This window comes from Streptomyces sp. NPDC030296 (assembly GCF_055572815.1).
In genome coordinates this window covers 124,203-147,840 of sequence record NZ_JBVICQ010000007.1, presented here as the reverse complement: position 1 = coordinate 147,840, position 23,638 = coordinate 124,203, and the positions used below count along the sequence as shown (strand labels likewise).

The 23,638-nt window shown below is 69.8% G+C and carries 16 protein-coding genes and 1 pseudogene; 6 read left to right on the top strand and 11 right to left on the bottom strand.

The window, feature by feature from the left end; translation table 11 throughout:
* Nucleotides 1-21 precede the first annotated feature (21 nt).
* On the bottom strand, nucleotides 22-1,497 hold the full coding sequence (locus tag ACZ4Z3_RS21315) for a YibE/F family protein (RefSeq protein WP_468502471.1): 1,476 nt from the start codon (nucleotides 1,495-1,497) through the stop codon (nucleotides 22-24).
* A gap of 220 nt (nucleotides 1,498-1,717) precedes the next feature.
* On the opposite strand from ACZ4Z3_RS21315, the gene thiC reads away from it, so the two are divergent.
* Entirely contained in the window at nucleotides 1,718-3,544 is a 1,827-nt protein-coding gene (thiC, locus tag ACZ4Z3_RS21310) for a phosphomethylpyrimidine synthase ThiC (protein ID WP_468502470.1), read from the top strand.
* 234 nt (nucleotides 3,545-3,778) lie between these two features.
* On the opposite strand, the gene ACZ4Z3_RS21305 is transcribed toward thiC, so the two are convergent.
* From ACZ4Z3_RS21305 to ACZ4Z3_RS21295, 3 genes are all read right to left on the bottom strand, one after another.
* Entirely contained in the window at nucleotides 3,779-4,651 is an 873-nt protein-coding gene (locus tag ACZ4Z3_RS21305) for a hypothetical protein (RefSeq protein ID WP_468502469.1), read from the bottom strand.
* Between the two features lie 183 nt (nucleotides 4,652-4,834).
* Nucleotides 4,835-5,926 (bottom strand): metallophosphoesterase, encoded by a 1,092-nt coding sequence (locus tag ACZ4Z3_RS21300; RefSeq protein ID WP_468502742.1) that lies wholly within the window; start codon nucleotides 5,924-5,926, stop codon nucleotides 4,835-4,837.
* 201 nt (nucleotides 5,927-6,127) lie between these two features.
* Complete coding sequence (locus ACZ4Z3_RS21295; RefSeq protein ID WP_468502468.1) at nucleotides 6,128-7,240, bottom strand: LacI family DNA-binding transcriptional regulator; 1,113 nt, start codon at nucleotides 7,238-7,240, stop codon at nucleotides 6,128-6,130.
* A 397-nt stretch (nucleotides 7,241-7,637) separates the two neighbouring features.
* Between ACZ4Z3_RS21295 and hisC the strand changes: the two genes are divergently transcribed.
* The 5 genes from hisC to ACZ4Z3_RS21270 all read left to right on the top strand — a co-directional run bounded on the left by hisC (nucleotide 7,638) and on the right by ACZ4Z3_RS21270 (nucleotide 16,457).
* Nucleotides 7,638-8,717, top strand: a complete 1,080-nt coding sequence (gene hisC / locus ACZ4Z3_RS21290) for a histidinol-phosphate transaminase (RefSeq protein ID WP_468502467.1) — start codon at nucleotides 7,638-7,640, stop codon at nucleotides 8,715-8,717.
* 287 nt (nucleotides 8,718-9,004) lie between these two features.
* Nucleotides 9,005-10,513, top strand: a complete 1,509-nt coding sequence (locus tag ACZ4Z3_RS21285; protein WP_468502466.1) for a cytochrome ubiquinol oxidase subunit I — start codon at nucleotides 9,005-9,007, stop codon at nucleotides 10,511-10,513.
* A gap of 20 nt (nucleotides 10,514-10,533) precedes the next feature.
* Nucleotides 10,534-11,538 (top strand): cytochrome d ubiquinol oxidase subunit II, encoded by a 1,005-nt coding sequence (gene cydB / locus ACZ4Z3_RS21280; protein ID WP_468502465.1) that lies wholly within the window; start codon nucleotides 10,534-10,536, stop codon nucleotides 11,536-11,538.
* A 107-nt stretch (nucleotides 11,539-11,645) separates the two neighbouring features.
* Entirely contained in the window at nucleotides 11,646-15,140 is a 3,495-nt protein-coding gene (cydD, locus tag ACZ4Z3_RS21275) for a thiol reductant ABC exporter subunit CydD (protein WP_468502464.1), read from the top strand.
* A gap of 231 nt (nucleotides 15,141-15,371) precedes the next feature.
* On the top strand, nucleotides 15,372-16,457 hold the full coding sequence (locus ACZ4Z3_RS21270; protein ID WP_468502463.1) for a M23 family metallopeptidase: 1,086 nt from the start codon (nucleotides 15,372-15,374) through the stop codon (nucleotides 16,455-16,457).
* A gap of 116 nt (nucleotides 16,458-16,573) precedes the next feature.
* Here ACZ4Z3_RS21270 and ACZ4Z3_RS21265 read toward each other — a convergent pair whose 3' ends face one another.
* The 7 genes and pseudogenes from ACZ4Z3_RS21265 to ACZ4Z3_RS21235 form a co-directional block, all read right to left on the bottom strand.
* The gene (locus ACZ4Z3_RS21265) at nucleotides 16,574-17,443 is read right to left on the bottom strand and encodes a Cof-type HAD-IIB family hydrolase (RefSeq protein ID WP_468502462.1); all 870 of its coding nucleotides are present in this window, start codon (nucleotides 17,441-17,443) and stop codon (nucleotides 16,574-16,576) included.
* 155 nt (nucleotides 17,444-17,598) lie between these two features.
* Nucleotides 17,599-18,501: an LLM class flavin-dependent oxidoreductase gene (locus ACZ4Z3_RS21260; protein ID WP_468502461.1), complete on the bottom strand. Its 903-nt coding sequence runs from the start codon at nucleotides 18,499-18,501 to the stop codon at nucleotides 17,599-17,601.
* Nucleotides 18,502-18,573: 72 nt separating this feature from the next.
* Nucleotides 18,574-19,122, bottom strand: a complete 549-nt coding sequence (locus ACZ4Z3_RS21255) for an RNA 2'-phosphotransferase (RefSeq protein ID WP_468502460.1) — start codon at nucleotides 19,120-19,122, stop codon at nucleotides 18,574-18,576.
* 122 nt (nucleotides 19,123-19,244) lie between these two features.
* Complete coding sequence (locus tag ACZ4Z3_RS21250; RefSeq protein ID WP_468502741.1) at nucleotides 19,245-20,333, bottom strand: MerR family transcriptional regulator; 1,089 nt, start codon at nucleotides 20,331-20,333, stop codon at nucleotides 19,245-19,247.
* Between the two features lie 92 nt (nucleotides 20,334-20,425).
* Nucleotides 20,426-20,662: pseudogene (locus ACZ4Z3_RS21245) on the bottom strand (metal-dependent hydrolase); the annotation flags it as partial.
* A 110-nt stretch (nucleotides 20,663-20,772) separates the two neighbouring features.
* Complete coding sequence (locus ACZ4Z3_RS21240; protein WP_468502459.1) at nucleotides 20,773-22,563, bottom strand: SDR family oxidoreductase; 1,791 nt, start codon at nucleotides 22,561-22,563, stop codon at nucleotides 20,773-20,775.
* Nucleotides 22,560-23,405: a M24 family metallopeptidase gene (locus ACZ4Z3_RS21235; RefSeq protein ID WP_468502458.1), complete on the bottom strand. Its 846-nt coding sequence runs from the start codon at nucleotides 23,403-23,405 to the stop codon at nucleotides 22,560-22,562. The genes ACZ4Z3_RS21240 and ACZ4Z3_RS21235 overlap by 4 nt, the downstream gene beginning before the upstream one ends.
* Nucleotides 23,406-23,638 lie beyond the last annotated feature (233 nt).

Sequence of the window (23,638 nt, the reverse complement as noted above, 5' to 3'; positions counted from 1 at the left end):
TCACCCATGCGCCGTAACGCTTCAGCGCTTACGGCGGCGCCCCCTCCCCCCACGTGCCGGAGCGGCCGCAGGTGCCGCGGACGCCGTCGCGGAGGTGCCCGGGCGGTCGGCCGAGACGACCAGCGCGGCGAGCGCGGTGGTCACCGGCACGGAGGCGACCAGACCGATCGACCCGACGAGGGTGCGCACGATCTCCTCGGCGACCAGCTCGCTGTTGGCGACCGTACCGACGCTGCTCTGTGCGATCGAGAAGAGCAGCAACAACGGCAGAGCGGCGCCGGCGTAGGCGAGGACAAGCGTGTTGACCACGGAGGCGATGTGGTCGCGGCCGATGCGGATGCCCGCGCGGTACAGCCCACGCCAGCCCATCGTCGGATTGGCCTCGTGCAGCTCCCAGACCGCCGAGGTCTGGGTGACCGTCACATCGTCGAGGACACCGAGGGAACCGATGATGACGCCCGCGAGCAGCAGGCCGCTCATGTCGATCTCCGGGTAGAGGCCGTGGATCAGACCGGTGTTGTCATCCGTGTTCCCGGTCAGCGCCGCCCAGTCGATGAACAGCGAGCCCAGCAGGCCGATCAGCAGCAGCGAGATCAGGGTGCCGATCACCGCGACCGAGGTACGGGCCGAGAGGCCATGGCACATGTAGAGCGCGATCAGCATGATGGCGCTCGCCCCGACCACCGCCACCACCAGGGGGTTCGAGCCCTGGAGGATAGCCGGGAGGATGAAGAACGTCAGCACGAGGAAGCTGATCGCCAAGGCCACCAGTGCCATGACGCCGCGCATGCGCCCCACCACCACCACGGCGAGCGCGAAGATCCCTGCGAGCAGTGCCATGGGGAACTTACGGTTCACATCGGTGACCGAGTACTGCAGGTCCTTGGGCGCTGCGGGCTCGTACGCGACCACAACCTCCTGGCCCTGCTTCAACTGCCTCGACTGGTCGGGCTGGACGATCTCCGTGAACGTACGGCCCTTGTCGTTGCCGGTGTCGACGCGCACCGTCGCCTTCTTGCAGGTTCCCTGCGCCTGCTGCTGGGCGGAGGACCCCTCGGCGGTGGACGTGTCTCCGGTGGGCGGCACGCCCGAGGCGTTCACGGAGGCGCAGTCGACCTCCTCGACCTTGGTGACGGTGGCCGACTGGGTCTGCCGGTCGAAGCCCACACCGGTGCGCTCGTGCGGCGGTGCACCGCCGGGCCACAGGACGACGAGGCCCACGAGGACCGCGGTGGCGAAGGGGATCAGCACCGCCGCGATCACTTTGCGCAGGTGCTGTGACACGGGCGCGGCCGGGCCGTGGCTGTGACTGTGGGAGTGGCCGTGGCCGTGCCCACCCCCGGAGGACGGGCCTTGGCCGTGCCCGTCACCGGGGCCGTTTCCCCCTCCGGAGCCGTACCCCTGGCCCCCGCCGGAGCCATGGCCGTGCCCGCTTCCAGGGCCATGGCCGTGGGGCGGCTCGGAGGGGGGAGGCGGAGGCTGCTGCATCGTGGTCACCGACCGATCATCGCAAGAACGAGCGAGGCCCACTGTTCACCGCGCCACATCGGACGCTAGCGTGGAGACACCTTTGCACACGCGGGAGCTCGGAGCACCGGGCTGAGAGGGCGCTGACCTCCGTAGACGCGATGTTTCACGTGGAACATCGGCGGGCGGAAATCGCTGCGTCGACCGCTGAACCTGTTACCGGGTAATGCCGGCGTAGGGAGTAGGTCTCATGACCATCGAGGACACACGCACGTCTGCCTCCAGCCAGACAGACGGGGCAAATGCCTCACAGCAGGACGCCAATCCTCAGGCTGAACAGCCCGGGGGGACCGGCAGGTCCATCGGCTGGCACAAGGCGTACATCGAGGGCCCGCGTCCCGATCTACAGGTGCCGGTCCGTCAGGTGCACCTGACCAACGGCCAGTCCGTCACCCTGTATGACACTTCCGGTCCGTACACCGATCCGACCGTCGAGACCGATGTCAGGAGGGGCCTCACCCCTCTCCGCGACAACTGGATCATCGCCCGTGGCGACACCGAGGAGTACGCGGGCCGCCCCGTCCGCCCCGAGGACGACGGCATCAAGCACACCTCACCGCGTGGGGGCCTGCGCAATCTCGACGCGGTGTTCCCCGGGCGGCCGCGCCAGCCGCGGCGCAGCCGTGACGGTCAGGCCGTGACCCAGCTCGCGTATGCGCGGCGCGGGGAGATCACCCCCGAGATGGAGTACGTGGCGGTGCGCGAGAACGTTTCGCCCGAGGTCGTTCGTGAGGAGATCGCGGCGGGCCGGGCGGTGCTGCCGGCGAATGTGAACCACCCGGAGATCGAGCCGATGATCATCGGCAAGCGGTTCCTGGTGAAGGTCAATGCCAACATCGGCAACTCGGCGGTCACGTCCTCCATCGAGGAGGAGGTGGAGAAGATGACCTGGGCGACCCGTTGGGGCGCCGACACGGTCATGGACCTGTCGACCGGGCGGAACATCCACACCACGCGTGAGTGGGTGTTGCGCAACTCCCCCGTGCCGATCGGCACGGTGCCGCTGTACCAGGCCCTGGAGAAGGTCGACGGCAAGGCCGAGGAACTGACCTGGGAGATCTACAAGGACACGGTCATCGAGCAGGCCGAGCAGGGCGTGGACTACATGACGGTCCACGCGGGTGTACGCCTGGCGTATGTACCGCTCACCGCCAACCGCAAGACCGGCATCGTCTCGCGCGGTGGCTCGATCATGGCCGCCTGGTGCCTGGCCCACCACAAGGAGTCGTTCCTCTACGAGCACTTCGAGGAGCTGTGCGAGATCCTCGCCGCCTACGACGTCACGTACTCCCTCGGCGACGGTCTGCGGCCGGGCTCGATCGCTGACGCCAACGACGCCGCCCAGTTCGCGGAGTTGCGCACACTCGGGGAACTCAACCGGATCGCGAAGCGTTTCCACGTACAGACGATGATCGAGGGCCCGGGCCATGTCCCGATGCACAAGATCAAGGAGAACATCGACCTTCAGCAGGAGATCTGCGATGAAGCTCCGTTCTATACGCTCGGCCCACTGACCACGGACGTCGCGCCGGCGTACGACCACATCACCTCAGGCATCGGCGCCGCGATGATCGCATGGTGGGGCACCGCGATGCTCTGCTATGTCACGCCCAAGGAGCACCTGGGGCTGCCGAACCGTGATGACGTCAAGACGGGCGTCATCACCTACAAGATCGCGGCCCATGCGGCGGACCTCGCCAAGGGACACCCTGGCGCACAGGAGTGGGACGACGCGTTGTCGGACGCCCGCTTCGAGTTCCGCTGGGAGGACCAGTTCAACCTGGCCCTCGACCCCGACACAGCCCGCGAGTTCCACGACGAGACGCTGCCGGCGGAGCCGGCCAAGACGGCTCACTTCTGCTCCATGTGCGGCCCGAAGTTCTGTTCGATGAAGATCTCCCAGGACATCCGTCGCGAACACGGCACCTCACGGGCCGAGATCGAGGAGGGCATGGCACAGAAGTCCAAGGAGTTCGCCCAGGCGGGGAATCGGGTCTATCTGCCGCTCGCGGACTGAGGAGTCCGCAGATGTCAGACGGTCGGGCGGTCGGGCGGTGTGCGCGGGCGGGGACCCTCCACCGGCGCAGGGCCGCCTTGACCGTCGGCCGTACGTGCGCCGCCGGATGCGTGACCATGGCCGTCGGCCGACCGCGGCAAATGCGGCCGCCGGTACTCGTGCAGGGTGACACCGCCGAGCGTCAGGCGGCCGCCGCCCCCGGTGGGTTCCGGACGGCGGCTCGAACCCGACAGGTCACTCCGGCTGGTGCTCCGGGCCGCCGAAGTCCGGGCTGCTGAAGTCCGGGCTGGTGAAGCTGGGACGGGAGCCGGAGGAGCCGCTGCCGGGGCTGGTGAAGTTGGGGCGGTTGTAGCCCAGGTGCGGCATGCGGCTGGGCGGTGCCGGCCGGTCCGGATCGCCCAGCACCGCCGGGTCCGGGTGGGCCAGGGCGTCCCGGAGGAACGGCAGGATTCCGCGCTGCAGGAGGGCGTCACGCCATGCTTCCTTGGCGCGGGTCACCTCTTCGCTCAGCTCGTCGCGTGCTCCACGGTCCTCCAGGGCGGTGGAGCCGTTGCGCAGGGCGGTGAGCAGCAGGCCGACGGCGGCTACGAGAATGGCCGCCGCCGTGACCGCGCCGAAGACCCATCCGGTCGTGAGGAGGGTCTCGGCGATCGCCCGATCGGGGTCGAGCACCTTCATGATGTAGCCGACGAGCAGGAAGATCACCGCGGCGGTGCCCGCGAGCACAGGGGCGAGCACGGTGGCCACGGCACCCGCGCCCGCTCCGGCGGCCTCGCCGACCTCTCCCATGGCGGCCACGAGCCCCACCGCCGCCCCGTCGGGCTCGGCGGAGCCGGACGCCGTGCTTCCGGAAGGGGTGCGCGCCGACGGCGGGTTGCGCAGTTCGTCGCGAGCCTTGACGTAGTACTCGTACTCGGTCGCCGCGGCCGCCGTGATGATGGCCGTGGCGTTGAGCGCCATGGTGCGCAGTTGTTCGGGATTGAGCCGCTGCAGGCCGGCAGCGAATTCCGGGCGGTACGGTGCGGAGCGCAGCGCCTCGCCGAGGATCCGCTCGTACTCCTGGCGGTCCTCACTGAGGAGGTGCTGCGGAACGCTGTTCATGTGCATCCCCCGATGCTCCGTAGGGCTTGTGGCTCGGCATGCTGACGAGCCGTCGGGCAGAAACGGAGGGGAGCCTGCTACGGATAAGCCGATGGTAGAGCGGTGACGGCGGGCGGTGACAGGGGGTTTGAAGAAATTGGACCCTGGCCGGCGAACTCTTTCGACGGAGGAGGCCGGCCCGCGGCGGGATCAGCTCTGCAGCGGGAGTTGCTGGACCAGCAGCTTTCCTGCCATCGTCACGCCGCCGTCCATGGCGACCGCCAGACCGTCCGCATAGATGTACGGCCCCTCGACCGAGGGGCCCGCCCCGTCCTCGCCGTCCTCCGAGCCGACCTCGCCCAGGAGGTACGGGATGGGGCTGTGGCCATGGACGATGCGTGTGCCGCCGTAGATGTCGAGCAGGGAGCGCACGGCGTCGGCGCCGCCTTCGTCGCGGAACGAGAAGCGCCGGGTGAACTTGCGGAAGAGGTCCCAGACCTCGTCCGCGTCGTTGCGGGTGATCGTCTCGCGGATGGTGTCGTTGACGGCCTCGATGGAGTCGCCGTAGTCGCGGTAGGCGGTGGTGTCGGAGTGCACCAGGAGGTGGCCGTCGACCTCCTCCATGGCGTCGAGGCGGGCCATCCACTGCAGGTGGTGGTCCTGGAGGCGGTCCATGTCGGTCTTCTGGCCGCCGTTGAGGAGCCAGGCGGCCTGGAAGGTTGCCGTGCCCGCGCCCGAGTTGACGGGTGTGTCGCCGAAGCGCTTGGCGCCGAGCAGCAGCAGCTCGTGATTGCCCATGAGGGCCTTGCAGTAGCCGCCGGCCGCCGCGGCCTCGGCGGACAGGCGCATCACGAGATCGATGACGCCGATGCCGTCCGGGCCGCGGTCGGTGAAGTCGCCGAGGAACCAGAGCCGGGCGGTGCCCGCCGACCAGCTGCCCGCGGCGTCGACGAGGCCCTTCTCCCGCAGGGCGGTGATCAGCTCGTCCAGGTAGCCGTGCACGTCGCCGACGACGAACAGCGGGCCCGGCCTGCCGGAGGGCTGCTCGGCGGCCGCGGCGTCCGGGTCGATGGTCACCTGAAGGGTGTCACCCCGGTTGATCACCGGAAGGTCCCGCTGGGTGGGGGTGTACCCCTCGGGGTACTCCACGGTCTCGGCGGGATCGCCCGTCCGGCCGGGCTGAGTGGTGTGTCCGTACGGACCGGCCTCGTGGACGTACGCGGGCACGCGGAAATCACGCACCGTCGGCGTCCGCACCTCGGGTCCCTGACCGGCCCCCTGAGTCATCGACCCCTCCACCACCATCGCGCCGCATCTGCACCGCATCGGACTGCCTGGTCGCAGCGGCCCGCGGTGTCGTCCGCCCATCATAGGAATGCGGATCGCGCCATGTGATGACCCAGGGGTGGTGAAATGGCGCGGGGCCCCGGTTCACCGCGGTTTTCTCCCGAATTGGGCGGTGCTCTCCCCGCCCAATTCGCGTTCGGGCCCTCTTCTCGGGCGTCAACCCTCTTCGGGTGATCGTGGTGGACTGACCGTCGTACGCGGCGAACGCCGCTCGGACGAGGTCCGCACGATCAGCTCCGTCGGTATCACCTGCTCGACCGGTCGGTCCGACTCGACCCCTTCAATGGCGTCGATGAGGAGCTGGACCACTGCCGTGCCGATCCGGCGCGGCTTCAGCGAGAGCGTGGTGATCGGCGGCTCCGTGGTGGCGTACACGGCGGACTCGCTGCAGCACACGAGGAGCAGGTCCTCCGGGACGCGCAGGCCGTAGCGTCGGGCCGCGGCGAGGAGATCGGTGCCGTTCGGGTCGAAGAGGCCGTAGACCGCGTCCGGGCGGTCGGGCCGGGCCAGCAGCCGGTCGGCTGCGACGGCTCCCGCGCACGGATCGTGCGCCGGATAGGCCTCGTACACCGGATCCTGGCCCACACGCTCGCACCAACGCAGGTACGCGGTCGTCGAGAGATGGGTGTACGTGTCCGTCGTCGTGCCCGTGAGGAGGCCGATCCGGCGGGCGCCGGCGTCGGCGAGGTGGTCGAGGATGTCGAGGACCGCGGCCTCGTGGTCGTTGTCGACCCACGCGGTGACGGGCAGGGTTCCGGCCGGGCGGCCGTCGGAGACCACCGGTAATCCCTGGCGGACCAGCTCGCTGACCACCGGGTCCTGGTCGGACGGGTCGATGACCACGGTGCCGTCCAGGGCCACGTTGGACCACACGTCGTGGCGCGAGGTCGCGGGCAGGATGACGAGGGCGTAGCCCCGGGCGAGCGCGGCCGAGGTGGCCGCTCGCGCCATCTCCGCGAAGTACGCGAACTCGGTGAAGGTGAAAGGTTCATCCCCGTACGTGGTCACGGTCAGGCCGATGAGGCCGGACTTGCCCGTTCTCAGGGTTCGGGCCGCCGCCGAAGGGCGGTAGCCAAGTCGGTCCGCGACCTCACGTACATGGCGTCGGGTGGCGTCCGGGAGCCGGCCCTTGCCGTTGAGGGCGTCGGAAACGGTCGTGATGGAGACCCCGGCGGCGGCGGCCACGTCTCGGATGCCCGCCCGGCCCGACCGGCTGCCTCGGCGGGGAGTTTCCGCCCGGCTCACCTGGTGCTTCCCTGCTGCTGTCATGGCGAGCCGATAGTAGGGCTCATGCGGTGGGGTAGTGCGGACGCATATGCACCCGTTGACAGGTACGTTTCTGCAAGGTCAACCATACCCAATTGCCTTGCAAAGCAAGGGAGTTGAACGATCCAATATCAGTACGCTACTTGTCGGCACGTATGAGCCTGCCAAGTAGCTCATGTTTCGAAGAGGTCTCAACTCACCTGCACGGGTGATGCGCGCTACGGCGCGAGCCACCGGCGCGTGCGTTTGTGAGCAGCGCGCCCCCGCTTTGTTCCTCTTCGTGTGCCGATGCCCGTGATGCTGGTGAAGCGGCCGTGACGGACCTCGTCGCCCACACCCATTCGCAGGCGCGCTGAATCCTCATAAGGTGAGAAGCATTACGTCGACGAGGAGGACTGCGGTGAGCGAGACGAGCCCCAAGCTGCGAGCCGAGCTGGAGGGTATCCCCACCTACAAGCCCGGCAAGCCGGCCGCGGCGGGCGGTCCGGTGGCGTACAAGCTGTCCTCCAACGAGAACCCCTATCCGCCGCTGCCCGGCGTGCTGGAGAGCGTGACCGGGGCGGCCTCGTCGTTCAACCGGTACCCCGACATGGCGTGCACCGGGCTGATGAACGAGTTGTCGGACCGCTTCGGGGTGCCGCTCACGCACCTGGCCACGGGTACGGGCTCGGTCGGTGTCGCCCAGCAACTGATCCAGTCGACCGCGGGGCCCGGCGACGAGGTGATCTACGCCTGGCGGTCGTTCGAGGCGTATCCGATCATCACGCAGATCAGCGGGGCGACGTCCGTGCAGGTGCCGCTGACGTCGGGCGAGGTGCACGACTTGGACGCGATGGCGGCCGCGATCACCGACCGGACCCGGCTGATTTTCGTCTGCAACCCCAACAACCCGACGGGGACGGCTGTCCGCCGGGCCGAGCTGGAGCGGTTCCTCGACCGGGTGCCCAGCGATGTGCTGGTGGTGCTGGACGAGGCATACCGCGAGTTCGTGCGGGATGTCGAGGTGCCGGACGGCGTCGAGTTCTACCGTGAGCGGCCGAACGTCTGTGTGCTGCGGACCTTCTCCAAGGCGTACGGGCTGGCGGGTCTCCGTGTGGGCTTCGCGATCGCTCATGAGCCGGTGGCGGCCGCCCTGCGCAAGACGGCCGTGCCGTTCGGGGTGAGTCAGCTCGCCCAGGACGCGGCGGTCGCCTCGCTGCGCGCCGAGGACGAGCTTCTCGGGCGGGTGGGCACGCTGGTCTGCGAGCGCAACCGGGTCGTCGAGGCGCTCCGCGGCCAGGGTTGGACGGTGCCCGACACCCAGGCGAACTTCGTGTGGCTGCGGCTGGGAGAGCGGACGGTCGACTTCGCCGCCGCGTGCGAAAGGGCCGGCGTCGTCGTGCGGCCCTTCCCGGGCGAGGGTGTCCGGGTGACGATCGGCGAGGGCGAGGCGAACGACATCTTCCTGAAGGTGACGGAGGAGTTCCGCAAGGAGCTCTAGCGAGCTCTGGCCGGGGTCGCCTGTCTTCGGCTCGGCGGCTGTCAAGGATGTGGGCCCGAGGTTCCCCCTCGGGCCCATTTGTGTCTGATCACAGGTCTGACCTGCGTCTTTGTGACAGGGGACCTTCGGCACGGGAAGAGGGACCCCCCACCCATCGATGCTCGAACGGGTATGCGGCATAATTGCTTGTGAATGTGAACGCTTTCACAAGCGCGTCCCGGTTGCCCCGTGATGTACGGAACAGGCGGGGCTAACTGCCGCAGTGCCACGGCATGTAAGGAGAAGACGTGGACCTCGCTCTGGCGCCGGAGACACTGGCGCGATGGCAGTTCGGCATCACGACCGTCTACCACTTCCTCTTCGTCCCGCTCACGATCTCGCTCGCCGCGCTCACGGCCGGCCTGCAGACCGCGTGGGTGCGCTCGGGGAAGGAGAAGTACCTCAAGGCCACCAAGTTCTGGGGCAAGCTCTTCCTGATCAACATCGCGATGGGCGTCGTCACCGGCATCGTGCAGGAGTTCCAGTTCGGCATGAACTGGTCCGACTACTCGCGCTTCGTCGGCGATGTCTTCGGTGCCCCGCTCGCCTTCGAGGCGCTGATCGCCTTCTTCTTCGAGTCCACCTTCATCGGGCTGTGGATCTTCGGCTGGGACAAGCTCCCCCAGAAGATCCATCTGGCCTGTATATGGATGGTCGCCATCGGCACGATCCTGTCGGCGTACTTCATCCTCGCGGCCAACTCGTGGATGCAGCACCCCGTCGGCTACCGCATCAACGAGGCCAAGGGCCGTGCCGAGCTGACCGACTTCTGGCTGGTGCTGACCCAGAACACGGCGCTCACCCAGGCCTTCCACACCCTCTCGGCGGCCTTCCTCACCGGCGGCGCCTTCATGGTGGGCATCGCCGCTTTCCATCTGACCCGCAAGAAGCACATCCCTGTGATGAAGACCTCGCTGCGGCTCGGCCTCGTCACCGTCGTCGTCGGCGGCATGCTCACCGCGATCAGCGGCGACCTGCTGGGCAAGGTCATGTACGAGCAGCAGCCGATGAAGATGGCCGCCGCCGAGGCCCTCTGGGACGGCGAGGCGCCCGCGCCCTTCTCGGTCTTCGCCGTCGGTGACGTCGACGAGGGCCACAACAAGGTCGCCATCGAGATCCCCGGCCTGCTCTCCTTCCTGGCCAAGGACGACTTCAGCTCGTACGTCCCCGGCATCAACGACGTCAACAAGGCCGAGCAGGAGAAGTACGGGCCGGGCGACTACCGGCCCAACATCCCCGTCGCCTACTGGGGCTTCCGCTGGATGATCGGCTTCGGAATGGCGTCCTTCGCCCTCGGCGCCGTCGGGCTCTGGCTGACCCGAAAGAAGTTCCTGCTGCCGCAGCACCTCAGGGTCGACGACGACGAGGTACCGCACCTCTCGCTCCTGCCGGGCCGGGCCCTGGGCCCCACCCTCACCAAGTGGTACTGGCGGATCGCCATCCTCACCCTGGGCTTCCCGCTGATCGCCAACTCCTGGGGCTGGATCTTCACCGAGATGGGCCGTCAGCCGTGGGTTGTCTACGGTGTGCTGCGGACCCGTGACGCGGTCTCCCCCGGTGTCTCGCAGGGCGAGATCCTCACATCGATGATCGTCTTCACCGCGCTGTACGCGATCCTCGCTGTCGTCGAGGTCAAGCTGCTCGTGAAGTACGTCAAGGCCGGGCCGCCCGAGCTGACGGAGGCCGACCTCAACCCGCCCACGAAGATCGGCGGCGACTCCCGTGACGCCGACAAGCCGATGGCCTTCTCGTACTAGGCCGAGGGAGCTGCACAGTCATGGAACTTCACGACGTCTGGTTCGTCGCCATCGCGGTCCTGTGGATCGGCTACTTCTTCCTGGAGGGCTTCGACTTCGGGGTCGGCGTCCTCACCCGGCTGCTGGCCCGGAACCGACCGGAGAAGCGGGTCCTCATCAACACCATCGGACCCGTCTGGGACGGCAATGAGGTGTGGCTTCTCTCGGCGGGCGGCGCGACCTTCGCTGCCTTCCCCGAGTGGTACGCCACGCTCTTCTCCGGGTTCTATCTGCCACTGCTGCTCATCCTGGTCTGCCTGATCGTCCGCGGTGTCGCCTTCGAGTACCGGGCCAAGAGGCCCGAGGAGAAGTGGCAGCGCAACTGGGAGACCGCGATCTTCTGGACCTCGCTGCTGCCCGCCTTCCTGTGGGGTGTGGCCTTCGCCAACATCGTGCGCGGCGTCAAGATCGACCGGGACTTCGAGTACGTGGGCGATGTCGTCGACCTGCTGAACCCGTACGCCCTGCTGGGCGGCCTGGTCACGCTGACGCTGTTCACCTTCCACGGGACGGTGTTCGTCGGACTCAAGACCGTCGGGGACATCAGGGAACGGGCCCGGAAGCTGGCCCTACGTGTCGGGGCCGTGACGGCAGGGCTGGCGCTGCTGTTCCTCCTCTGGACACAGATCGAGAAGGGGGACGGCGCCTCGCTGGTCGCGGTGATCGTCGCGGTCGCCGCGCTCGTAGGGGCCCTGGTCGCCGTTCGGGCGGGCCGTGAGGGCTGGGCGTTCGCTCTGTCCGGTCTCACCATCGTGGCGGCCGTCGCGATGCTCTTCCTGACCCTCTTCCCGAACGTCATGCCGTCCTCGCTGAACGAGGACTGGAGCCTGACGGTCACCAACGCCTCGTCGAGTCCGTACACCCTGAAGATCATGACCTGGTGTGCGGTCATCGTCACGCCGATTGTGATGCTCTACCAGGGGTGGACGTACTGGGTGTTCCGCAAGCGGATCGGCACGCAGCACATCGCCGAGCCGGCGCACTGAGTCTGGGCCCGAGGGGTGTGTTTCGCAGTGTTTCACGTGAAACACACCCCCTGTGGCCGAAGGTGCATGTTTCACGTGAAACATGCCCGCCGAGAAGGGTGTTTCACGTGAAACCGATCGACCCACGACTGCTGCGGTACGCGCGAGCGACCCGCCGCTTCCTCGCGGCGGTTGTTGGCTTGGGTGTCGTCGGGGCCGCGCTCGTCATCGCCCAGGCGATGCTCATCGCCGAAGTGGTGGTCGGTGCCTTCCAGCACGGGCTGACCGTCGGTGAACTCGGCACACCCCTGCTGCTGTTGGTGGCCGTCGCGGTGGGACGGGCCGTCGTCTCGTGGCTCACCGAGTTGGCTGCCCATCGTGCGAGTGCGGCGGTGAAGTCGGAGCTCCGAGGTCGACTTCTGGAACGAGCCGTCGCGCTCGGGCCCGGCTGGCTCAGTGGCCAGCGCACGGGCTCACTGGTCGCCCTCGCAACTCGCGGCGTCGACGCGCTCGACGACTACTTCTCGCGCTACCTGCCGCAGTTGGGCCTCGCGGTGGTCGTGCCCGTGGCGGTGCTCGCGCGGATCGTCACCGAGGACTGGGTGTCGGCAGCGATCATCGTCGGCACTCTTCCCCTGATTCCGATCTTCATGGTGCTCATCGGCTGGGCCACCCGCTCCCAGATGGATCGCCAGTGGCGCCTGCTGTCCCAGCTCTCGGGACACTTCCTCGACGTGGTGGCCGGGCTGCCGACGCTCAAGGTGTTTGGCCGGGCCAAGGCGCAGGCCGATTCGATCAAAAGGATCACCGGTGAGTACCGGCAGGCGACCATGCGCACGTTGCGGATCGCGTTCCTGTCGTCCTTCGCCCTGGAACTGTTGGCGACGATCTCGGTGGCGCTGGTCGCGGTCACCATCGGTATGCGGCTCGTGCACGGCGAGATGGATCTGTACATCGGGCTCGTCATTCTCATCCTGGCGCCCGAGGCCTACCTGCCCCTCCGACAGGTGGGCGCCCAGTTCCACGCGGCCGCCGAGGGGCTCGCGGCAGCCGAGGAGATCTTCGAGGTCCTGGAGACACCGGTCCCGGCGTCCGGCACGGGGACGGTCCCGTCCTCCGCTGACATCCGCTTCGAGGGCGTGACGGTCCGGTACCTCGGGCGCTCGTACGACGCCGTCTCCGACGTGTCCTTCACCGTCGCGCCCGGCGAGACGGTGGCGCTCGTCGGGCCGAGCGGGGTGGGCAAGTCCACGCTCCTGAATGTCCTGCTGGGGTTCACCAGGGCCACCGCGGGCACCGTGTCGGTCGGCGGAGCCGATCTCGCCGTGCTCGACATGGAGCAGTGGCGCTCGCGGGTCGCCTGGGTTCCACAGCGCCCCCACCTGTACGCCGGGTCCATCGCCGAGAACGTACGGCTGGCCCGGCCGGACGCGGACGACGCGGCGGTGCGGCGGGCGCTGGTCGACGCCGGAGCGCTGGAGTTCGTGGACGCGCTGCCCGCCGGGGCCGACACGGTGCTCGGCGAGGACGGCGCCGGCCTCTCCGCCGGCCAGCGGCAACGGCTCGCCCTAGCCCGGGCCTTCCTCGCCGACCGGCCCGTTCTGCTCCTCGACGAGCCGACGGCCGCGCTGGACGGGGAGACCGAGGCGGAGGTCGTGGAAGCGGTACGGCGGCTGGCTGTTGGCCGGACGGTCCTTCTTGTAGTGCACCGACCGGCCCTGCTCGATGTCGCGGACCAGGTGGTCCGCCTGGAGGGTGCCACGGTGCCCGCCGCGGCACCCTCCACCGACCGCGCGGAAGCGACTGCACCCCGCCGCCCTGACCAGCCGGAAGCGGCGGCCGCGGTGCCTCCTGTGCCCCTCCCGCATCAGCGGCAGGGTGGCGTGCTGACCCGCGTCCGTCATATGGCCGGGCCCCGCCGTGGTCGCCTCGCTCTCGCCCTGCTGCTCGGCAGCCTCGCCCTCGGCAGCGCCGTCGGACTGATGGCGACGTCCGGATGGCTGATCTCGCGGGCCTCGCAGCAGCCTCCGGTGCTGTATCTGATGGTCGCGGTGACGGCTACGCGGGCGTTCGGGATCGGGCGGGCCGTGTTCCGGTACGCGGAGCGGCTGGTGTCGCACGACGCCGTGCTGCGGATGCTCGCCGACGCCAGGGTGGCCGTCTACCGGCGACTGGAGCGCCTGGCGCCCGCCGGGCTGCGCACGGTACGGCGCGGCGACCTGCTGTCACGGCTCGTCGCCGATGTGGACGCTCTGCAGGACTACTGGGTGCGCTGGTTGCTGCCGGTCGGTGCGGCCGTGGCCGTGTCCGCCGCCTCTGTCGGGTTCACCGCCTGGCTGCTGCCCGAGGCCGGTGCGGCCCTCGCCGTCGGGCTGTCGGCGGCCGGGGCCGGGGTGCCCCTGGTGACCGGAGCCGTGTCCCGGCGGGCCGAGCAGCGGTTGGCGCCCGCTCGTGGCGTGCTGGCCACCCGGGTGGCCGACCTGCTGAGCGGCACCGCCGAGCTGACGGTCGCCGGAGCCCTGCCCGCTCGCACCGCCGAGGCTAAGCGGGCCGACCGGGTCCTCACCCGGATCTCTTCACGTGCCGCCACCGCCACCGCGATCGGCGACGGTCTGACGGCGCTCGTGTCGGGGCTCACCGTCGCCTCCACCGCACTGCTGGGAGCCCGGGCGGTCGGCGACGGACGGCTGAGCGGTGTGGCCATGGCCGTCGTCGTGCTCACCCCGCTCGCCGCGTTCGAGGCAGTGCTCGGCATGCCGCTCGCGGCCCAGTTCCGCCAGCGGGTGCGCAGGAGCGCGGAGCGCGTCTACGAGGTGCTGGACGCCCCTGACCCCGTCCGTGAACCGGAGCGGCCCGCGAAGCCGCCGGTGTCGCCGTTCCCGCTGCGACTCAAAGGGCTCGGGGCCCGGTACGCGGGCCAGGAGCGCGATGCGCTCGCCGGGCTGGACCTCACCCTCGAGCAGGGGCGGAGGGTCGCCGTCGTCGGTGTCTCGGGTGCGGGCAAGACGACGCTCGCCCAGGTGCTGCTGCGGTTCCTGGACGTGCGCGAGGGGACGTACACGCTGGGTGGCGCGGACGTCTCCACGCTCGACGGGGACGACGTACGGCGGCTCGTGGGGCTGTGCGCGCAGGACGCGCACCTCTTCGACAGCTCCGTGCGCGAGAACCTGCTGCTGGCCCGCAAGAACGCCGACGAGGAGGACCTGAGGGACGTGCTCGCGCGGGCACGGCTGCTCGACTGGGTCGACGGACTGCCCGACGGACTCGACACGTTGATCGGTGAGCACGGGGCGCGGCTGTCCGGCGGCCAGCGTCAGCGGCTCGCCCTCGCCCGGGCGTTGCTGGCCGACTTCCCCGTCCTCGTCCTGGACGAGCCGGCGGAACACCTCGACCTGCCCACGGCCGACGCGCTCACCGCCGATCTACTGGCCGCGACCGAGGGCCGGACCACCCTGCTGATCACCCATCGGCTGGCCGGGCTGGACGCCGTGGACGAGGTCGTCGTGCTGGCGGAGGGGCGTGTGGCGCAGCGCGGGACCTACGCCGAACTTACCTCGGTGGACGGCCCCTTGCGGGCGATGGTCGAGCGAGAGGCGGCGGGGGAGTCGCTGGTCAGGGCATGAGCCTCTGACCAGGGGCGGAGCGCCGCCGTTCGCGTGCAGCCTCGGGCGCCGTCGAGGCTGGTACCACGTCAGGTGCCTAATGGGCGTGGGGCTTACGCAAGGATCTTTGCCGAACGAGGTGGTGCCGGGCCCCTGTTCGGAGCAGTCGACCTGGTCCGTCCGGGGCAGGATGTGCCCCGGCTGGACGCCTCGGACATGACCACGCTCTCCGGCGCGGGCCACGATCGCGGCATGCGTTCACTTCGCCGACCTCGGGTTCTCGTCGCCGTGCTGCTGTGTGCCGCCGCGGTTGTCGCGGCTCGGCCCACAGTCGCCGAGAGCGGCGGCGTCGGCAGCGGTGACGGCGGAGGGAGCCCGGCTTTCGTTCCCGCTGACGCCGGGGTCAGTGCCCAGGTGGCGCGGCTGTTCGAGGAGGCGGCCGTGGCGACGCAGCAGTACGAGGCCGGGCGGAGAGCGGCGGATCGGCAACGGACGCAGGCTCGGCGGATGGAGCAGCTGCTCGGGCGGGAGCGGCGGCAGCTCGCCGCGCTCAACGCCGACCTGGGCCGGATCGCCCGAGCCCAGTACCGCGAGGGCGGCGGGATGCCCTACACCGCGCAGATGCTCCTCGCGGACGATCCCGACGAGCTCATGCGGGGGCAGCGAGCCGGACGGCAGGCCGATCTGGCGCTCGACAAGGCGGTCACGAGGAGCCGACGCGCGGAGGCGCGGTTCGTGGCGGGCGAGGCGAAGGCCGCCATGGCGTGGCGGCGGCTGGAGAAGCGGAAGTCCGAACTCGGCGAGATCAAGCAGGACATCCAGCGAAAACTCGAACAGGCCCAGTGGACGCTCCAGGGGCAGGCCGACGCGTCCGTGGCGGCGGGCTCCTGCCGGGGCGCCGTCCGCCTGGAGCAGCCGAACCAGGGCCACACACGACCGTGGGTCGCGCCGGTGGAGTCGTACGAGCTCTCCGCGGGCTTCGGCAGTGGTGGTGAGCGCTGGTCCAGCCGGCACACCGGGCAGGACTTCGCGGTACCCATCGGCACACCGGTACGGGCGGTGGGGGCCGGGCGGGTGGTTAACGTGTCGTGCGGCGGTGCCTTCGGCATCGAGGTCGTGCTCCGGCACCCGGACGGCTACTACACCCAGTACGCGCATCTCGCCGCCGTCACCGTCGACCAGGGCGAACGGGTGGCGCCCGGTCAGTGGATCGGCCAGTCGGGCACCACCGGGAACTCCACCGGTCCGCATCTGCACGTGGAGGTACGGGCCACGCCGGAGCCGGGGTCGGGCGTGGACCCTGTGCCGTGGCTGCTGAGGCACGGGGTGCGGTTGTAACTCACAGCGGCTGCGCCGCGGGCCTCGCGGCCGAATGGGGACGAGGGGCGGGCGCTTCTGCCGGAGCGCGGACCCTCGCTGCGGCGGGGCATCCCGGCCGTAGCGCTCCGCGTTGGTTACAGCCGTTCGGCCAGCAGGCGCTCGATGACAACGGCCACGCCGTCCTCGTTGTTGGCGACGGTCTGACCGGAGGCGGCCGCGAGGACGTCCGGGTGCGCGTTACCCATGGCGTACGACTGGCCGGCCCAGGTGAGCATCTCCACGTCGTTCGGCATGTCACCGAAGGCGACGACCTCCTCGTGCGAGATACCGCGCTCGGCGCAGCACAGGGCGAGGGTGCTGGCTTTGGAGACACCCGGGCCGCTGATCTCCAGCAGGGCGCTGGGGCTGGACCGGGTGATGGTGGCGCGGTCGCCGACGGCGAGGCGGGCGGTGGCGAGGAAGTCGTCCGGGTCGAGCGAGGGGTGGTAGGCGAGGATCTTCAGCACCGGCTCGTGGTCGGCGACACCACCCGGGGCCAGCAGCTTCTCGGCCGACGCGAGGATGTCGGGGATCTCCATGTGGAGTTTCGGATACTCGGGCTCCTGGTTGAAGCCGTACGTCTGCTCGACGGCGTAGACCGTGCCTGGCGCGGCGTCACGCACCAGCCTCACGGCGTCGAGCGCGTTCTCCCGCGCCAGTTCGCGGACCTTGACGAAACGGTGGGCACCGGGACCGCCGTGCAGGTCGACGACGGCCGCTCCGTTGCCGCAGATCGCGAGGCCGTGGCCGTGGACGTGCTCGCTCACGACGTCCATCCAGCGGGCCGGGCGCCCGGTGACGAAGAAGACCTCGATGCCGGCCTGCTCGGCGGCCGCCAGGGCGGCGACCGTACGTGGGGAGACGGACTTGTCGTCTCGGAGCAGGGTGCCGTCGAGGTCCGTGGCTATCAGCCGCGGCGGGACGGTCGGGGCCGGGGTCTCGGGCTGTCTCGTCGCTGAGGTCACGGACCCCATTGTCGCGCATATGCGTGCACGGCCGTGCGAGCGCCCGCACAGGTGAGTGATGCCTGTCGTGTGCACGTGTCTCGACCTGCGCGGATACGGCCGTGGAGCCGTTGGTCCCCGGCTGCGGCTGTGGCCGGGCGGGCCGACCGGCGGGTTCAGGACAGCTGGGCGGGGGCCTCCATGGCGATGCGTTCGAAGACCTTCTCGTCCGCCGCGAAGTCGGAGTCGGGGATCGGCCAGTGGATGACGATGTCGGTGAACCCCAGCTCGGCGTGACGGCCGGCGAAGTCCACGAACGCGTCGAGCGACTCCAGTGGACGGCCGCGGTCCGGGGTGAAGCCGGTGAGCAGGATCTTGTCGATCCCGGCGGCGTCCCGTCCGATCTGGGCGGCCGCGTCGGCCAGCTTCTCGATCTGCCCGCGCATGGCCTGCACGGACTGTTGCGGGGTGCCCGTCTCGAACAGCTTGGGGTCCCCCGTGGTCACCCACGCCTGTCCGTGGCGCGCCGCGAGCTTCATACCGCGAGGGCCGGTGGCGGCCACCGCGAAGGGCAGCCTGGGGCGCTGGACACAGCCGGGGATGTTGCGCGCCTCGTGGGCCGAGTAGTAGTCACCCTCGAAGGAGACGGAGTCCTCCCTGAGCAGCCGGTCGAGCAGGGGGACGAACTCGGCGAACCGGTCGGCGCGCTCGCGCGGTGTCCACGGCTCCTGGCCGAGCACGGTGGCGTCGAAACCGGTGCCGCCCGCCCCGACGCCGAGGGTGATCCGGCCACCGGAGATGTCGTCGAGGGAGATCAGTTCCTTGGCGAGGGTCACCGGGTGGCGGAAGTTCGGCGAGGTCACCAGGGTGCCGAGCCGCAGCTGGTCCGTGACCGCGGCCGCGGCGGTCAGGGTCGGTACGGCGCCGTACCACGGCCCGTCCCGGAAGGTCCGCCACGACAGGTGGTCGTATGTGTACGCGGTGTGGAACCCGAGCTGGTCGGCCCGCTGCCAGGTGGTGCGGCCGCCGTCGTGCCAGCGGAGGTACGGCAGGATCACGGTGCTCAGACGCAGACTCATGCTTCGAGCGTAAGCGCAGACGCGCGATGGTCCGACCCGGGGCAGGAGGGGTCGGTCCGGTCCGGGGCGTGGTCAGTGGGCCTGCGGGAAGCGCAAATACTGGGGCGGAACCGCCTCGGTCAGCCACACCCCGTTGGCACTGACCCGGAACACATGGCCGTCGCGGTGCATCGCTCCGGCGTCGACGGAGAGCACGACCGGGCGGCCGCGTCGGGCACCGACCCGGGTGGCTGTCTCACGGTCGGGTGACAGGTGCACGTCGTGCCGGGTCATGGGCCGCAGGCCCTCCGCGCGGATCGCGGTCAGACAGGCCGCGATCGTCCCGTGGTAGAGGTACGGCGGCGGGGTCGCCGCGGGCAGGCCGAGGTCCACCTCGACGGTGTGGCCCTGATGGGCGCGGATGCGGTCGCCCTGCACGGCGAAGCGCCGCTTGTCGTTGGCCTCGACCACGTGGTCGAGTTCCGCCCTGGTGAAGCGGAAACCGTGTGCGGCGGCCGCCTCGATGAGCATGTCGATCTCGACCCAGCCGGCCTCGTCCAGGGTGAGCCCGATCCGCTCGGGCTGGTGTCGCAGATGCTTGGAGAGGTACTTCGACACCTTCACGGTGCGTCTTTCGTCCATGCCGCCAGCGTGCCCGCGAGATACGCGTCACGCACGCCATTTTGGGCGGGATGTTTGATCCACAGCCAAGTGTAGTTATCCACAGGGGAATTGGAGATTCTGTGGACAACCTGGCGCACCCTTCAGGGTGATTGGTCAAGTTCGCTCACATTTTGAGCACTTGCTGTCAGGAAGTCCAAGGTGCGTGTCTGCACCTCTCGTTCCGCGGCCGCTGTGATGAACGCCTGGACATGCTCCGGACCGACGAGCCTCTCCACCGCCTGAATTGTGGAGGCCGGCATCTGAATCGGGAACGACTCACTCGTCCGCTGCACAGGTGTTTCGGCACCGAGATGCTGTCTGAGGTGTCGGGTCGCCAACGAGCGCATCGCGCGGGCGAGTTCCGCATCCACCGACTGCTGGGCGAGAGGTCGCAGCCGACGGACCAAGGCTGCGGCTTCGGCCGCTTCCGCCTCACTCGGAGCCTGGTGCCCGCTGAGATACCGAGCGAACACGTGCTCGGTGGTGAAGTCGAGGAAACGGGCGGCGATGTGCTCGATCTGACCCCTCAACTCCCTCAGATGGCCCGTGATCGCCGACAACGGGACTCCGGCGGCATGCAACTCGGCCGCGACAGCCAGCTCTTGAGGGCTCGGCACGACAAAGAGGTCCTCCTCGCCGGGGACCGGTTCAAGTACGCCCAACTCGACCGCGTCCGTCACGGCGGCCTCGTCCGGGACTCCGCCGAACCGCTCGACCAACTCGGACCGGGTGATCCGGGCGGCCTCCTCGTCGGTCCACGGTCCGTCGACCTCGGCGACCAGGCCGAGCACCCCTCCGAGGCCGCGGCCCGTGTCCCAGGCCTCGAGGAGTTCCCTGATGGAGGCCAAGGTGTATCCGCGGTCGAGGAGGTCGGCGATCTGGTGCAGCCGCTGGAGATGGGCCTCCGAGTAGACGTTCGCCCGGCCGCGCCGCTCGGGGCGGGGGAGCAGCCCCTTGTCCTGGTAGGCGCGGATGGTGCGGACGGTGGTGCCGCTGCGGTGCGCCAGATCCTCGATGCGGTAGGTGGAGACCGGGCTGGGGGTGGAGGTGGGCGCGGGCAGGCGAGTTCCGACCGGCGGGAGCGCGGTGGCGGGGGCGCTCCCCGTGGTGGCGCGGGGGGTGGCGTCGGCGGAGGTGGTGCGGGCGGCGGCCGTGGGGGCGCCGGTCGTCTCGGCCGGTTCGTCGTTCATGGTCCTCATACCTTCCCCGCCTCCTTCTCCCTGCGCCCACGCCCAGGCCCCGCCTGCTTCTCCGTGTGTCCCCGCCCGGGCGACCTCGCCGTCTACGTCCCCGCTCGTACGATCGCCGTTGCCGCCGTACGTGCCGCGGGTGACTGCGCCAGATACTCGACAGCCCTGCGCAACGAACCCTCCTGCGAGGGGTGGTAGGAACGTCGCAGATAGCGGGGGACGGCCGCGCCCAACTCCTTCCAGGTGGGCAGCAGCCCCTTGCGCACGGCCTTGTTGTGGGCGGCGAGGGAGTAGCGCAGGCGCCCGGCGAGCTCCGGGTCGTGCCGTATGGGCTCGTCGGGGACCCAGTGCAGCGGGGTCTTCTCCCAGTCGAAGGAGACCCTGCGTGGTGCGATCGCGTGCCGCTCCGCCCCGTCCTCGGGGTGCTCTTCGCGCGGGCTCACAGCCGGGGCTCCAGTCGGGCGAGGGCGCGCAGCGCCCGGGGAGTGAAGCGCGACATGAGGTGGCCGCCGCGGGCCTCCGGCGTGACCGGCACAACGGCCTGGTTGCGCACCACCGCCCGCAGGACGGCGTCCGCGACTTTCTCCGGAGGGTAGTTCCGCAGACCGTACAGCCGGGCCGCGTTCCGCTGTCGGCGCTTCTCCTCCGCGGCGTCGACGCCGGTGAAGCGGGCAGTCGAGGTGATGTTGGTGTTGACGATGCCGGGGCAGATCGCCGAGACCCCGATGCCCTTGCCGGCCAGTTCCGCTCGGAGGCATTCGCTGAGCATGAGCACAGCCGCCTTGGAGGTGCTGTAGGCGGGCAGTGTCCTTGAGGGCAGATAGGCCGCGGCCGAGGCGGTGTTGACGATGTGCCCGCCCTGCCCGCGTTCGGCCATCTGCCTGCCGAAGAGGCGGCAGCCGTGGATCACGCCCCAGAGATTGACGTCGAGAACCTTCCGCCAGTCCTCGGGGGTGGTGTCGAGGAAGGAGCCCGAGAGGCCGATCCCGGCGTTGTTCACGAGGACGTCCACCACGCCGTACTCGGCGGCGACCTTCCCGGAGAGCTTCTCCATGGCCTGCTCGTCGGAGACGTCGACCGTCTCGGCCCAGGCCTCGGGGGCGCCGATCAGCCGGGACAGTTCCGCGGTGCGGGCCGCGCCCTCCGCGTCCCGGTCGACAGCGATGACGCGCGCACCGGCTTCGGCGAACGCGAACGCCGTGGCCCGGCCGATCCCACCCGCGGCTCCGGTGACCAGCACCAACTGCCCGCCGAACCGGTCGGCGTACTTGCCGGTGGCTGCTGCGGGCGCCGGGCGTCCGCCGTCGGTGGCCGTGACGAATTCGGTGATCCAGGCGGCCAGTTGGTGGGGGCGTGTGCGCGGGATCCAGTGCTTGGCGGGGAGAGTGCGGCGGATCAGCTGCGGAGCCCACTGTTCCAGTTCGTCGTAGAGCCGTTCGGACAGGAACGCGTCTCCGAGGGGAGTGATGAGCTGCACGGGCGCGTGCGCGTACGCGTCGTCCCGCGGTTCGGCGAGGCGGGGCCGTACGTTGTCCCGGTACAGCCACACGCCGTGCGCGGCGTCCTCGGGCAGAGATCTGGACGGATAGCCCCCGCTCGGCGACAGCTTCTCGGCCCGCTGAACCATGCCGGGCCACCGCTTGCCGAGCGGACCGCGCCAGGCGAACTCAGGCAGTCCGGGTGTGTGGAGCGCATAGATGTACCAGGACCTGACGCCCTGGTTGAGAAGCTGGCCGAGCCGGCGCGGGGTGGGGAACTTCGCGCGCCGTTTGATCCAGTGGCCGAGATGGTCGAGTGAGGGTCCGGACATCGACGTGAAGGACGCGATGCGCCCTTCGGTGCGCTCGACCGTCACGAACTCCCAGCCCTGCACCGAACCCCAGTCGTGTCCCACGAGATGAACGGGCCGGTCGGGGCTGACCGCGTCCACGACCGCGAGGAAGTCGTCCGTCAGCTTCTCCAGGGTGAACCCGCCGCGCAACGGCCGCGGCGCCGTCGACCCGCCGTGGCCGCGCACGTCGTACAACACCACGTGGAAGCGCTCGGCGAGGTGCGCGGCCACCTCGGACCAGACCTCCTTGGAGTCGGGATAGCCGTGCACGAGCAGCACCGTAGGCTGCTGTGGGTCGCCCAACTCGGCCACGCACAGCTCGACCCCGTCCGCGCGCACCCGGCGCTTCCGCGCACCCGCCGGCCCCACCGAAGCCTTCACCTCTTCCCCCTCGCTCATCGGCACTTCTCCTCCGCCCACCGCCGTACGTGCGGCAGGTCGTCGTCCAGCCAGAACGCGCTCTCCTGCGGATCCCGGGAGTCGGTGACGACCAGGATCTCCTCGAACTTGGCGCCGGTGCCGCGGAAGCCGAGGTGCGGCTCGACCGCCCACAGCCCCGGCTGCGGCGGGTGGTCCGAGAACCGGTAGGGGGACCACAAGGGCGACCAGCCGTCGCGGTGCCCGTGCAACGCGTCCGCCGCCAGGCCCTTCAGCGCCTGTGTGCCGAACCCGAAGACATGGGGCGACCAGCGACGTTCCTTGACCCGGTCGACCTTGTGCGCGATGACACCGAAGGGATACGCGCGATGGCGGTTGGCGTATCCCTGGCGGACCATGAGCCGGTCCACGTCCTCGTAGATCTCCCGCAGTGAACGCCGCTCGCGCACCTCGCGCAGGATCAGCTCCCGGTGCGCTTGGAGGTCCGCCATCAGTTTGTCGTGCAGGGGACTGGGGCCGAGGCAGCCCGAGTAGCCGATGTCCGCGGTGTAGCCCTTGTGGACGGGGGCCATGTCGAGGATGAACGGCATGCCCGGCTCGAGACGGCGGTCGGTGGGGAAGAACTGCAGCGGTACGCGGAAGTTCACGAACGCCGTGCGGTCACCGAACCAGGCGAAGGGCAGATGGAACCAGTCCCGCACCCCACGCTCCCGCAGCCAGCGACGCTGCATCCGCGCCGCCTCGCGTTCGGTCACGCCCGGCTTCAACTGGGCCGCGACCGCTTCCGCGCACTCGTACGCGAGGGTCTGCACCTCACGGAACCCTCGGAGGTCCGCCGCGCGTTCCCCTGTCACCGAGCTCATGCCACCGCCCCACCTGTCTCCGCCGGCTACGGTCCGTGTTCGCAATGTGACATCAACGAATGTGACAGTGATTGGCGGCTGCGTCAATAGAGGGTGCCCGGGCTGGGAAAAACCGGCGGGCACCAAATCGAGGAGCCAGTCGTTCTCCCATCGCGGCGACCACTCCGCCCGGGCCTGGCCTGCCGGTTGTTCGACCTCAGGGTGACCCCTAGGGGGACTGACGGCTGATGCCC